Origin of the sequence: Streptomyces sp. ID05-39B, from assembly GCF_033794725.1 — a bacterium.
Lineage (GTDB): Bacteria > Actinomycetota > Actinomycetes > Streptomycetales > Streptomycetaceae > Streptomyces > Streptomyces bobili.
Genome location: NZ_JARGEF010000069.1, coordinates 21,612 through 34,063 on the forward strand (window position 1 = coordinate 21,612; position 12,452 = coordinate 34,063).

The window sequence follows — 12,452 nt, forward strand, 5'->3', positions numbered from 1 at the left end:
GCGTCAGCCCGACCCGCACCGTCTCCCTCACCGCCTCGGTCGGCGGGCACCTACGCCCGCAAGTCCTTCACCCGCTGGTTGCCCGGACGCTGGGTGCGGTCTTGTGGGCATGTTGTTGTCCACGCTTCTTCGAGCGCGTGGGCAGAACGATGCGAGGCCGTGGGCTGCTGCCATGCGTGACGATGACGCGGCAGCAGGCGTGGTCGCCGGGTGGCCGTGAAGGGGGTTGCTCGGTTGCTGCAGCGGCGCTGGTGAAAGTATGTTCGGCGGCTCGCCCCCGCGGAGGTGGGCGTTGCTGTTGATCGAAGCCGCTTACGGGGAGGGCGATCTGATGGCGTGGGACGAGTGGGAGCGGCTCAAGGCCGAGACCGGAGCGGGGCAGTCGACGCAGATGCGGCTGAATCAGATTCCGGCCGATGGTGGTGGATCCTCAGCCGGGGGTCTCCCGGCCGGCCGGCCGGATCTGGCGTCGAGCCCCGCCCAGAAGCAGGCCGCGGCCCGGGCCATCGAGGATCACATCGAGCCGGACACGCGCAAGTCCGGGGACTGGGCGGATGAGCAGACGAAAGCCGCTGTGAAGGCGTTCGGTGCCAAGGACGGCAAGGGCTGGGTGACGGCGGGAGCCGTCAAGCAGGCGTACGAGACGTGGGGCGAGCAGGTGCAGACCCTGATGAACCGGCTCTCGTCGGAGAAGGCGGCCTTGCGGGGTGCCAACACCTTGTTGCAGAACACGGACCTGACGACGGGCCTGGGCGTGCGCAAGCTGTCGGTGGCGGACGGCTACTGACCGCTTCGCGGGACGCAATTGGCGACCGCCCCGCCCATCAGCTCGTTCAGAAAGACGCCACGGGGGATCCTTTGCCGACGTATCACGAGATCTTGACGACAGACCTGTCCACGCTCACCTCGGCCGCTGAGCACTGGGACGGCATGGCCGACGAGTTCCACAAGCAGGAAGTGGCGTACAAGAGGGACGTCCACGGCATCAGTATCGGGCCGACGTGGATCGGGCTGAGCGCGGACGCGGCCAACAGGCGCTTCGACATCACGCTCAAGGAGTTCCAGAGCGCCCAGGTGGAAGCCAAGGCGATCGCATCACTCCTGCGAGACGCGCATGCACAGTTCGTCGATCTGCGCGGCAAGCTCAACGCCGGCCGTCAGGAGGCCATCGAGGCCGGGATGAAGGTGTCGGACCAGGGCCTGGTCTCGTACGACACCAGCACACTGGGGCAGGGTGACTTGAACGCTCTGCACCACGATCCCGACTATCAGCGCGATGTGGCCAAGTCCGTCCGTTCCTGGCAGGACCGCATCGATCAGCTCGTGAAGAATGTGGACGACGCCGACCTGGGAGTCGAGGTCGCGTTCAAGGCCGTGGTGATCGACTCCGATGCGAGCGACGGCACCTTCAACGGCTTCAACGGCAAGGCGCAGGGCGACATCGAGAAGTACGAGGCGCGGGAGGCGGACGAGATCGCCGGCCGGGTCGCCAAGGGCGAGAAGGTGTCCGCCGCCGACCTGGCTGAACTGCGGCGCGCGTTCCGGGACAACTCCGACGACAAGGCGTTCAGCCAGACCTTCCTGAGCGGGCTCGGCCCCGATGCCACCATCCGGTTCACCAACGAGCTGAACGACCTCGCCTACGACTCCGACAAGAGCCGCAAGAGCGTCTACCTGAACCTCCAGGGAGGGCTCGCCGACACCGTCGCCAAGGCCACCCAGGTTCCCGGCTCGGTCGCTGACATGCCGCCCGGCTCACAGAAGTTCAAGGACTGGCTCGCCGGCGGCGACGGCGCGTTCTACCGGCAGTGGACGGAGGGTCTGCAGAAGACCGGCACGAAAAACTACGGGTCCAACACCAACCCGCTGTACGGCTACCAGTCGTTCGTCAGCATGATGCAGCACAGCGACACCAAGTACGACGACCAGTTCCTGTACCAGATGGGCGACGACCTCATAGCGGCTGAGAAGAAGCAGCCGGGCATCTTCACCGAGTGGGGAGCCGGCCACGACGGCATCCGCGCCGACGCGATCGACGGCCTCCTGGGCGTGATGAGCAAGAACCCGGACGCCGCGACCGCCTTCTTCGACCCGGCCGGCAACGGCGCCGGCGCCGACCACGTCGGCAACGACCACCTGCACTACCTGGCCGGCAGCGGCGACGGGACACGGGAGTGGCCCAAGCATGTGATCACCGGGGTCTCGGTCATCGAGATGGACGATCCGCTCAGCCGGACCGGGCTGGGGGCCGCGCTGGAGGCCGCGGCAACAGGACATCCGCCGCTCGTGGCCGGTCAGGACCCATGGCCCGACGTGAAGCACAGCGAGGCCCAGGCCCGCGTGATGCACTCCGTCATCACAGAGCTGGCCCCGTCTGCCGGCACGGATGCCGGTGTGGAGGAAAATCTTCGGCAGCCTCTGGCCAATGCTCTGGCGGGGTACACCAACGACACTCACGAGATTCTGGGCGGCATGGACGCGGACTATGTTCGGGCCGCGACAGGGGACGGATACTTCCGGGACGGCGACACCACACACATGGCGGTGTCACAGAAGGACCTGGTCCAGGTCATGCGTGGCCTGTCCGAAGACCCGGATGCCTACGCCACGCTGCACAAGGCGGAATCCAGGTATATCGATGCCGAGATGCGCACCATTCCGCAGGGGGCGACCGACTTCGAGACGTCCGCGCCCATGAGTAAGGCGGGTGCCACACTCGGGGCCTACTCGGCCATCCGAGAGGACGTACTCAACGACGGGCGTATGGCGGGCTACAGCGAGGCGGACTGGAAAGCGAAGATCGCCTACCACATCATCGGTGGAGCCGTCACCCCGCTGGCGATACCCACGGCCGGTGGCTCACTCGTCGTCGGTGACGCTCTCCAGCGAGGCGTGGACACATGGGCCTGGCAATGGGGGAACTCCATGAAAGCCGAGGCTGACGCCACGGCCAATGCCGGGATCGCCGATGAGTACCTCAACGCCCACAACCAGATGGTCACCATGGTCGATGTCTGGGCCAACGACCGGTCGGACATCGACACGACGACCAACAGTGGCAAGGCCGAGCTGGCGGTGCTCACCAACGACATCCTCAACGGCCACGACCGCGGTGCGAGCACGGCCCAGAAATACCTCACGGATACCTCCAACTGACACCAGCCATCCGCCAGCACCTGACCGCAGCAAGGAAGAACATGTCCGAAACACCTTTGCCGCACGCCCGGCGCTCACGCCGCGTTGCGCTCATCGCTGCTGCCTCCTGCGTGGCGGTGGCCGGGGGAATCGGAGCCTGGCTTCTTCTCGGCTCCGACGCGAATCCAGGGAGCTGCGAAGAACTGCTGCAGGACAAGCGCATCCATGAGGCATTGGGCGACAACTACAAGACCGGCATGAGCTGTTCCGAGCTGGGGACGGCGGTCGGCAAAGCCACTGTGGGGTCCACCGCGGGGCGGCATTCGCTTCCGCAGGCACAGGCCATGAAAGACGTGCTCATGGCTGTCGAGGACACCCTGGAAACCACGGGCGGTGGCCTCGACCCGATCCTGCGCACGCCGCTCGCCCAGTCGCTGGCGGACTACGCAGCAGACACCGATGCCATTCTGGGAATCGGAGACACCGCCCACGTCAGCAACAGCTCGTATTCGAAGTCGGCTTGGGAGGACGCCGACGGCGTGCACATGGCCGTGCCGCGTACGTCGCTCCTGCGTACCGTGAGGGCTGTGTCGGAAGAACCCGCTGCGTACACCACACTGCGAATGGCGGCGACTCGTCATGCCGCCGAAGGGCTTGCCGCGGTGGAACGCGGCGCCGGTGGCGCCGAACTGACGGCACCACCGGCGCGAAACGCCCGCACGCTCGGCACCCTGGACGCTGTGGCCGCAGACATCCGGAGAGACCTCGGTAAGAACCAGGCGGCCCAGTGGGAAGGCGACGTGTTCAAGGAGTTGACGCAGAAGATCCCCGAGCCGCCCTCCTACTCGAAGGATCCCGTGAACCACCTTGTTGATTCATGGCGGCGAACCCTGCTCGCAGAGGGGGCCGGGAATAGCGCCACCGCTCTTGAAGAGCAGAGCGCCGATATGGTCAGCACCTGGGGGAAGGCGCTGGGGCTGGACAGCAAAGTGCAGAACTCCCTGCGGGAGGACTCGCTCAACACTTCCTATCACGCGCGCAGTGACGCACTCCGTGAGCTCGGCTGAGAGGAGGCTTCCGGCGGACACATGACGACACGACGAACCTCCGCCTCATCCATGTGCCCGGACCGACACCCTTACCGGGTGGTCACCCCACGTTCTGAGGACACGGCAATGACACACGCACGGCCCCGGCAGCTCATCGCAGCTGCTCTGACCACGGCTGCCCTGATGACCGGCTGCCGGAGCGACAGCGGCGCGGCACCACTGAGCCTGAACAGCCTGACCGCGATCGCCGACGGTGTGCCGGAGGACGGGGCGGAAACCTGCCCGCTGCCCTACGACATGACCGAGGCAGCGAAGGCCGCGGGCCTGGACGCAAAGGCCGGCCCCGGGTCGGTGCGGGAGGATGACGCGCCCGTCGCCACAGCCGAGGGCGGAAAGCGCGCCAAGGCCGGTGAAGCACTGGCCGCGAACCCAGGTGCCCTGGTGAGCTGCATGTTCCACATCGGCCAGGAGGACGTGCAGGTGTACGCCGTCGCGACCCGCGAGCGGCATGCGATCTACCCACTGACACCGGTGGTCTCGTCGCTGGCGTCCGTATCCGCCGCCGACGCGATCAGCTACGTCGAGAAGGCCGGCGCCGCCAAGGCTGGAGAGGTGGTCATCACCGACAGTGGCAATGTCGCCGCCGTACGCCTGAGGCTCGACGGTGACGGAGACGCCGTCCTCCTGGTCGGTGCCGGGCAGGCGGGAACCGCATCCCTGGACCGGAAGCAGATGAGCGGCCTCACCGAGGCACTTGTGGAACAGGTGCAGTAGACCGGGCTCACTCCATGGTTGATCACCGAAACCTCCCGGCTGCGGCTGCGGTTCGCCGGCACCGGTGCACGTCACCTGTTGGGTCCTGGCGACGAAGTGCCGAGAAGCCGTTGCAGCAGCCGCAGGTTGCCAGGTTCCGGCAACGCATGTGTCTCTGCGGTGCCCGACACCCCGCAGCTGTTCGGCGACCTCTCCTTCGGCGGCTACGTGGCGGTGATCCTGGCGATCGTCCTCATCCGCCCGGCCTCGCTGCTCATCTCCCTGCTCGGCACGACCATCTCCCGCAAGGAGAAGCTGGTGGCGGCATGGTTCGGGCCGAAGGGCTTCGCCTCGGTCGTCCACGGCCTGCTGGTGCTGCAGTCCGGCATCCCGCAGGCCGAGGAGGCGTTCACCCTCGTCGCGGTGTGCATCGCCTTCTCGATCATCGCCCACAGCTCCACGGACGTCCCGATCGCAGGCGCCCTTCGACGTCGACGAGCTGATCGGCATCACGGACAAGGACCAGCCCAGCACCGTTCCGGCCGGAGGAGGGCCGCCTCGACGCTCGCGCGTGACCCGGCCCGGCCCAGTCTTGGAGCCCGCGCGGTTCGCTGCCGCGCGGGCTCGTTCACACCGTCCGTACCGGGGTCAGCCGGTGATCTCGATCTTGCCGTTCGCCTCGGCGGACGCCGTCGGCTCGGGCTGCGAGGCGCCGTCTCGCCGAGTGATGTTCTTCAGCAGCCCGGCGAGGTCGACTCCGGTGGTGGAGCTGAGGAGTTCGACGCCCTGGGCGACGTTGTCGGCGACGGTGCGGGAGAGCTGCGAGGCGCCGTCGGTGGAGATGACGGTCATCTTGTCGATGGCGCTGAGCGGCTCGGACGCCTTGGCCACGACCTGCGGCAGGACCTCGACGAGCATCTGGAGCACGGCGGCGTCGCCGTACTGGGCGAAGGCATCCGCCTTCTTCCGCATCGCCTCGGCCTCGGCGGCGCCCTTCGCACCGATCGCGGCGGCCTCGGCCTCACCCTCGATACGGACCGCGTCCGCGAGCGCGGCACGGTGCGCCTTCTCGCCCTCACCCGTCAGCCGGGACCGCTGGGCGTCCGCCTCGGCCTGCTTGACCAGCGCGATACGGCGGGCCTCGGCCTCCTGCTCGGCCTGGTAACGGGCGGCGTCGGCGGGCTTGCGGACCTGGGTGTCCAGTTCCCGGTCTGTCAGCGCGGCCTGGCGTTCGGCGACCTTCTCCTGCTCGATCAGCACCTCCTGGCGGCGGGCGGCCTCGGCCAGCGGACCGGCGGCGGCGGCGCGGGCGGCGGCCTCGTCGGTCTCGGCCTTGATCTCTGCCTGCTTCAGCGCGAAGGTGCGCTGCGCGATGGCGATCTCCTCCTCGGCCTTGAGCCTGGCCTGCTCGGCGGCGCGCCGGGCGACGGCCTCGGCGATGTCGGCCTCCTGCTTGGCGCGGGCGGCCTCGGGACGGCCGAGGTCCTCCAGATAGGAGCCCTCGGTGGAGATGTCCTGGATCTGGAAGGCGTCGAGGACCAGTCCCTGCCCGGACAGGCTGGCCTCGGCCTCCTCGGCGACCTGCCCGGCGAACGCGGCTCGGTCGCGGATGATGTCCTCCACCGACATCCGCCCGACGATGGCCCTCAGTGCGCCGGAGAGCACTTCCTGGGTGAAGCCGACGATGCCGTCCTGCTGCATCAGGAACCGCTGGGCGGCGGCCCGGATCGAGTCCTCGGTGCCGCCGACCTTGACGATCGCGACGCCCTCCAGATGCACCTTCACGCCGCGCAGCGTGACCGCGCCGCGGACCGCGACGGGGATGTGCCGGGAAGAGAGGTCGAGGGTGAACTTCTGCTGCACGAACGGCACGACGAAGACCCCGCCGCCCACCACGACCTTCTGGCCGCTGTTGTCGGTGAAGACCCGGCCGGTCTCCGGGTCGGTGGCCTGCTTCCCGCGCCGGCCGGTGACGATGAACGCCTCGCTGGGACCCGCCACCTTGTACCGGGTGACGACGACCAGGCCGAGCACCACGAGGAGTACAACGACTCCCAGCACGGCGAGAACAACTGGACTCATGCGAATTCCCCCTCAGCCCTCCCGGGGGACGGCAGATCGAAACGGTTTGATGTGTGACACGGACACCGGCATGGACGGGTCGGTGGGGTCGCGGCCCGGTCAGCGGTCCACGGGACGTACGGACACCGCCGTCTGTGACAGCGTCGCCTCCACCCAGACCTCGGCCCCCCGGGCCACCGGCGCCACACTCCTCGCGGCCAGCTTCACCGGCTGCCCGGCCAGGTGGACCAGCACCTCGCCATAGCCGTCGGCGGGAATCGCCGTGACCACGGATCCCGCGGCGCCGATCAGATCGACGTCGCGCGGAGCCGCACCCGACCGGTCGCGCAGAAGCGCCCGGCTGAGCCGGTACGCGAGCCAGCCCGTGGCGAGTCCGGCCGTTGCCCCGACCGCGCTCGCGCCGGCCGCGCCCACGCCCGTGGCGCCCATGGCGATCGCACCGGAGAAGCCGAACATGGACACGAACCCGGCGATGACCGGAAGCGAGAGCAGCCCGTCGAAGAGACCGTCCAGCACGCCGACGCCGTCGAAGAGTCCTTCGAGGACACCGTCGAAGACGAGGGACAGCGCAAGGAGTACGACTCCCACGATGCCGAAACCGAGAAACCAGCTCATCCGTCCTCACCACCTCTCCACCGGGTCACCGTGCCGGCGGTCGCATCGTCACATGGCCGGAGCGGCATCGGCATTGCCAGAGTCCGGCAATCTTTACGTGATTTTGATGCTGGACTCAGCACCGTTCGAGGCCGACGTAGCCCCGGCGTCCCGCCGTGTGCTGCCGACTGCACGGCGGTCGGCCGCACCTCTTCACGCCGCCGACGGGCGCCGGCCGTCCGGGGTGTCAGCCGACGGGCGCGGCCTGTCGGGAGAACCGCTCACCGGCCTGTGCGCCGCACACGAGTCCCGCGGCGAACATCATCAGCCCGAACTGGGCGGAGAATGTGAGGAACGTGCTGTCCTCGGAGTCCGCCCCCAGTTGTCGGGCCAGGGGTACCACCATCGCGCTTGCCCAGAGCACCAGCAGTGCCACTCCTCGGACCCGTATCACCCAGGGGGCCGTGCGTCGGCGTACTCGCCGGGGAGCCCAGCCGCGTAGCGCGGCGATGGCGAGCGGCAGGGCGAAGGCGCAATAGCCGCATACAAGGAGCAGGTCGAACACGGTGGGTACTCCTCCTCCGTCGGGGCCGCCGCCTTACGGAGGCCCTCGCCGAACGACGGTCCCATGCGCCGACCGAGGGCGTCACTGCCTGGCTCCGGCAGTGTTCGAGCGCCTTGGCCTTCGGATCCAGCTGTCAGAGCGGACACGGCTTGGGACCGTCGGCGGATGAGTTCGACCAGTCCTGCCGAGCCCGTTGCGGCGTCGACGCGCTCGCCCGGCCTGCGGCGCGGCGTCATCCGGCGGCCCGCTCCCGGGGTCGAACACGCAGGGACTCCTGTTTCCGGCCGGGGTTCCTGCGCGTTCGCGTGAGGTGTCAGTGGCTGGTGAGTTCGCCGGTGAGCTTGCCGTGAAGGTCGGCGCTGGGGTCGTTGAGACCGGTGATCTCGACGGTCTTGCCGCGCTGGGCGTACTTGGTCTCGATGGCGTCCAGGGCGGCGACGGAGGAGGCGTCCCAGATGTGGGCGGCGCTGAGGTCGATGACGACCGTGTCCGGGTCGGTGGCGTAGTTGAACTGGCCGACGAGGTCGTTGGAGGAGGCGAAGAACAGCTCACCGGTCACCGAGTACACCACCGTGGCGTGGTCGGGGTCGGTGACGGAGGTGACGTCGGCGAGGTGGGCGACGCGCTTGGCGAAGATCACCATCGCGGTGACGGAGCCGACGACGACGCCGATGGCGAGGTTGTCGGTGGCGACCACGCAGATCACGGTGACGGCCATGACGGCGATCTCACCGGCGGGCATGCGCCTGAGGGTCTTGGGGGCGATGGAGTGCCAGTCGAAGGTCGCGAAGGACACCATGACCATGACGGCGACGAGGGCGGCCATCGGGATGTCGGAGACGACCGGGCCGAAGGCGATGCACAGCACCATCAGGAAGGCGCCCGCCAGGAAAGTGGACAGGCGGGTGCGGGCGCCGGAGACCTTTACGTTGATCATGGTCTGGCCGATCATGGCGCAGCCGCCCATGCCGCCGAAGAAGCCGGTGACGATGTTGGCGATGCCCTGGCCGATGGACTCGCGGGTCTTGGAGGAGTGGGTGTCGGTGATGTCGTCGACCAGCTTGGCGGTCATCAGCGACTCCATCAGCCCGACCAGCGCCATCGCGAAGGCGTAGGGGGCGATGGTGGTCAGGGTGTCCATGGTGAACGGCACGTCGGGCAGGCCGGGGACGGGCAGGGACGACGGCAGGGCGCCCTTGTCGCCCACGGTCGGCACCGCGATCCCGGCGGCGACGGTGATGACGGTGAGGATGACGATGGCGACGAGCGGGGCCGGGATCACGGTGGTGATCTTCGGGAAGAACACCATGAGGGCGAGGCCGCTGACGATCAGCGGGTAGACGGGCCAGGGCACGTCGTGCATCTCGGGAACCTGCGCCATGAAGATCAGGATCGCGAGGGAGTTGACGAAGCCGACCATCACCGAGCGGGGCACGAACCGCATCAGTTTGGCCACGCCGAGCGCGCCGAGCGCGATCTGGATGATCCCGGCGAGGATGACGGCGGCGATCAGGTAACTCAGGCCGTGCTCCCGGTTGAGCGGAGCGATGACCAGTGCGATGGCGCCGGTGGCGGCGGAGATCATCGCCCGGCGTCCGCCGACGACGGAGATGGTCACGGCCATGGTGAAGGAGGCGAACAGGCCGATCGCGGGGTCGACCCCGGCGATGATGGAGAACGAGATCGCCTCGGGGATCAGGGCGAGGGCGACGACCAGGCCGGCCAGGACCTCGGTGCGCCAGACCTTCGGGTCGTTCAGCCAGTCGGGGCGCAGGCTGCGCAGTCGCGCGGCGGGAGTCACAGCAGCAGAGAACAAGGAGATGCGTACCTGTCGTGCTCAGGCACGCCCCGGTGGCAGACGGGAGCGTGCGGGAAGAGCGCGAGGGGCCGGGCCGGCACCCCGCGGACGGCCCAGGCGGGCCGGAGGTCGAAGGGGGACGCAAGCCGGGATCTGGCGCGGGTGCGCGGCCGGGCAGCTCACATCCGGGGGTGGCGAGGGGTCACGGCGGGCAGGCGGCGGCGATCGGCGTCATGGGCTCGCGCACGCTCTCTCCTGCAAGAATCGGATCTTCGCCGGGGGCGCCATCGGCCCCGGAACGGCAGTGACGGGGCAGCCGGACCGCCCTCGCCATCAGCAACTCTACCTTAACGTTAGAGTAGAGGTTGGTGAGGTCGCACGGGACGCGGCCCGCCACGACACAATGGGCCAGGAGTACGGGCGTGGACGACAAGCACATGCAGATCGGCGAGGTCGCCGCGCGGACCGAGCTGTCCCTGCGCACCATCCGCCACTATGAGGAGACCGGCCTGGTCATCCCCTCCGCCCGCTCCCAGGGAGGCTTCCGCCTCTACACCGAGGCCGACATCGCCCGCCTCATGGTCATCCGCCGCATGAAGCCCCTCGGCTTCACCCTGGACGAGATGCGCGACCTCCTGGACGCCACCGAGCGCCTCGACTCCGACGAGCCGGCCGACATCGGCGAGCGGCCAGCACTCCTGGAGCGGATCAGGACCTACGAGCAGGCCGCCGCCCAGAAGATCGATGACCTGCGCGTCCAGCTGGCCCGCGCCGAGGACTTCGCCGCCACCCTCCGCGCCCGGCTCGGGACCGGCCGCTCTGAGCAAGGTGCCTCCACCTGACGTGCCGGCCGGCGCTCGGCCCGCACGGCGCACGCCTGGCTCCCCTGCGGCTGCCGGCCCGGTCGACTTCAACGACCCGGCGGCGGGGCAGGATCACGAAGCCAGGGTGTTCTTCGGCCGACTGACTGTCTGGCCGAGTTCCAGGTCTCCACGGCCTGAACCGTGGGCCTCTCGGCGTCGGCGGACAACGCCGGACAGCACGCCGAACCTGACGGTACGGCAGACGTCGGCCGGCATCCGCACACGACGGTGCCTGCCACGACGGGGGATACGCGGCAGGCACCGGAGTCAGTGTGGCACGGCACCGTCACGTGTGTTGCCGCGCATCGCTCACTGTTGCCCCAGACGGAATCGGCCGGCCTGCTGGAGCGGGGATCGGCTCGGGCGGCACGCCATCCTCTCCCTTGAGCACGACAGCAGCGGCCGATCGAGCAGATCACGGCCCGGAGCAGGAGCGGCTGGCGCGGTCGGCGACGGGCGATCCCGGGAGATGCGAACCGAGGAAGTCGTGGACGCGAATTCCGCCGCGGGCGAGCATCAACCTTCTCCAGGTCCACCCCGAATGCGGGCCAGGGGGTTGGGCAGGGGCAGGTAGCGGGCGTCGGCGCCGTCCGCGCCCGTCCAGCGCAGCAGGAGGTTGGTCTTGCCGGGCAGGGTGGGCGCGGCGAGGAGGGCGCGCACCTCGGGGAGGTCGTGGCGGGCCAGCTCGCGGCGGGTGGCGGGCCAGGGGTCGAGGCCGGGGTGGTGTTCGGCCAGGGCGGCGGCGACCTCGGTGAGGTGGTTGACGACCAGGCAGTACACGAGCCGCTCCCAGCCCGCGGCGCGCTCCGTCCCCGGCAGCAGCTTGACGCCCTCGGCATCCCGGAACAGGGCCTGTACGGGCAGTCCGGCGCGGTCCACGGCGACGAGCGTGTTCTGCAGATGGGCCTCCAGCACGACGCCGTGGTCGGCGAACGCGGCGAGCGCCGGGGGTACGACGGCCGCCAGGTAGGCCTCCCACCAGTGGGCCGGGTCGGCCGTGCCGGCGAGCGGGCTGCCCTCGAAGCCCTCGACGAGGCCCGCGGCGAGCAGCGGGACCGTACCGGGCGTGAGGTGCGCGTGCAGCCCGTCGCGGACCATCACGGCGAGTTCCTCGAAGGCGAAGCCGGCGGTGCGGTATCCGCGGTCGCTCAGCCAGGCGGCCGGCCCGTCGTACGCGGCGAGGGCGTGGGAGGCGGCCTCGTCGGTCCTGCGGAGTCTCAGCAGGTCGTGCCGCCAGAGCCGGCGGATGTCGTTGGTGATGCGCACGTCGAGGCTGAACTTCAGGAACAGGTCCCGCTCGGGTGCGTACAGGGTGCGCACGGCGGCGGTGGGCCAGGTGTCGAAGGGCGTGGTGCCCAGCGGGATCAGGCGGCCGTCGGCGAAGGCGGGGGCGAGCGCGGTGCGGGCCAGGTCGAGCTGCCAGGGGTGGGCGGGCAGCAGCCGGTAGCCGGGCGGGGCCTCGCCGAGGGCGTCGAGCGCGGCGGTGTCGCCGTCCTCCACGACCGTGTCCTCGCGCAGCCCCAGCAGGACCAGCGGAAAACGGGCGTACGCCTCGGGCGCGTACGGCAGCCAGCCACCGGGCGGGCCACCGCCGCGCGTCTTGGGGGCGGGGT

At 69.4% G+C, this 12,452-nt stretch carries 10 protein-coding genes and 1 pseudogene; 6 read left to right on the forward strand and 5 right to left on the reverse strand.

All coding sequences use genetic code 11. The annotated features are described in order from the left end of the window. The first annotated feature begins 259 nt into the window (after window positions 1–259). The 5 genes and pseudogenes from P1P75_RS17390 to P1P75_RS17410 form a co-directional block, all read left to right on the forward strand. Window positions 260–787 carry a hypothetical protein gene (locus P1P75_RS17390; RefSeq protein WP_319256222.1) on the forward strand — a complete coding sequence of 176 codons (528 nt, stop codon included), beginning with the start codon at window positions 260–262 and terminating at the stop codon, window positions 785–787. Window positions 788–879: 92 nt separating this feature from the next. Continuing rightward, the gene (locus tag P1P75_RS17395; RefSeq protein WP_319256224.1) at window positions 880–3,156 is read left to right on the forward strand and encodes a hypothetical protein; all 2,277 of its coding nucleotides are present in this window, start codon (window positions 880–882) and stop codon (window positions 3,154–3,156) included. A gap of 41 nt (window positions 3,157–3,197) precedes the next feature. Beyond that, window positions 3,198–4,202: a hypothetical protein gene (locus tag P1P75_RS17400; protein ID WP_319256226.1), complete on the forward strand. Its 1,005-nt coding sequence runs from the start codon at window positions 3,198–3,200 to the stop codon at window positions 4,200–4,202. A 108-nt stretch (window positions 4,203–4,310) separates the two neighbouring features. Continuing rightward, the gene (locus tag P1P75_RS17405; protein WP_319256229.1) at window positions 4,311–4,958 is read left to right on the forward strand and encodes a hypothetical protein; all 648 of its coding nucleotides are present in this window, start codon (window positions 4,311–4,313) and stop codon (window positions 4,956–4,958) included. A 168-nt stretch (window positions 4,959–5,126) separates the two neighbouring features. Then, window positions 5,127–5,448, forward strand: a pseudogene (locus P1P75_RS17410) (cation:proton antiporter); the annotation flags it as partial. A gap of 137 nt (window positions 5,449–5,585) precedes the next feature. Here the strand turns inward: P1P75_RS17410 and P1P75_RS17415 are convergent. The 4 genes from P1P75_RS17415 to P1P75_RS17430 all read right to left on the reverse strand — a co-directional run bounded on the left by P1P75_RS17415 (window position 5,586) and on the right by P1P75_RS17430 (window position 9,979). Then, window positions 5,586–7,019 (reverse strand): SPFH domain-containing protein, encoded by a 1,434-nt coding sequence (locus P1P75_RS17415; protein WP_319256232.1) that lies wholly within the window; start codon window positions 7,017–7,019, stop codon window positions 5,586–5,588. A gap of 99 nt (window positions 7,020–7,118) precedes the next feature. After that, entirely contained in the window at window positions 7,119–7,634 is a 516-nt protein-coding gene (locus P1P75_RS17420) for a hypothetical protein (RefSeq protein ID WP_319256234.1), read from the reverse strand. Window positions 7,635–7,860: 226 nt separating this feature from the next. After that, complete coding sequence (locus P1P75_RS17425) at window positions 7,861–8,178, reverse strand: hypothetical protein (protein WP_319256236.1); 318 nt, start codon at window positions 8,176–8,178, stop codon at window positions 7,861–7,863. A gap of 313 nt (window positions 8,179–8,491) precedes the next feature. Then, window positions 8,492–9,979 (reverse strand): SulP family inorganic anion transporter, encoded by a 1,488-nt coding sequence (locus P1P75_RS17430; RefSeq protein WP_319256238.1) that lies wholly within the window; start codon window positions 9,977–9,979, stop codon window positions 8,492–8,494. Between the two features lie 419 nt (window positions 9,980–10,398). On the opposite strand from P1P75_RS17430, the gene P1P75_RS17435 reads away from it, so the two are divergent. Continuing rightward, the gene (locus tag P1P75_RS17435) at window positions 10,399–10,818 is read left to right on the forward strand and encodes a MerR family transcriptional regulator (RefSeq protein WP_319256240.1); all 420 of its coding nucleotides are present in this window, start codon (window positions 10,399–10,401) and stop codon (window positions 10,816–10,818) included. Window positions 10,819–11,355: 537 nt separating this feature from the next. On the opposite strand, the gene P1P75_RS17440 is transcribed toward P1P75_RS17435, so the two are convergent. Next, window positions 11,356–12,452, reverse strand: a 1,097-nt coding sequence (locus P1P75_RS17440; protein ID WP_319256242.1) for an IucA/IucC family C-terminal-domain containing protein, incomplete at its 5' end; no start/stop codon positions are given.

What these genes read in the sequence shown, in the direction of transcription:
- P1P75_RS17405 (WP_319256229.1), top strand. Translation starts at nt 4,311, where the DNA reads ATGACACACGCACGGCCCCGGCAGCTCATCGCAGCTGCTCTGACCACG.
- P1P75_RS17415 (WP_319256232.1), bottom strand. Translation starts at nt 7,019, where the DNA reads ATGAGTCCAGTTGTTCTCGCCGTGCTGGGAGTCGTTGTACTCCTCGTG.
- P1P75_RS17400 (WP_319256226.1), top strand. Translation starts at nt 3,198, where the DNA reads ATGTCCGAAACACCTTTGCCGCACGCCCGGCGCTCACGCCGCGTTGCG.
- P1P75_RS17420 (WP_319256234.1), bottom strand. Translation starts at nt 7,634, where the DNA reads ATGAGCTGGTTTCTCGGTTTCGGCATCGTGGGAGTCGTACTCCTTGCG.
- P1P75_RS17390 (WP_319256222.1), top strand. Translation starts at nt 260, where the DNA reads ATGTTCGGCGGCTCGCCCCCGCGGAGGTGGGCGTTGCTGTTGATCGAA.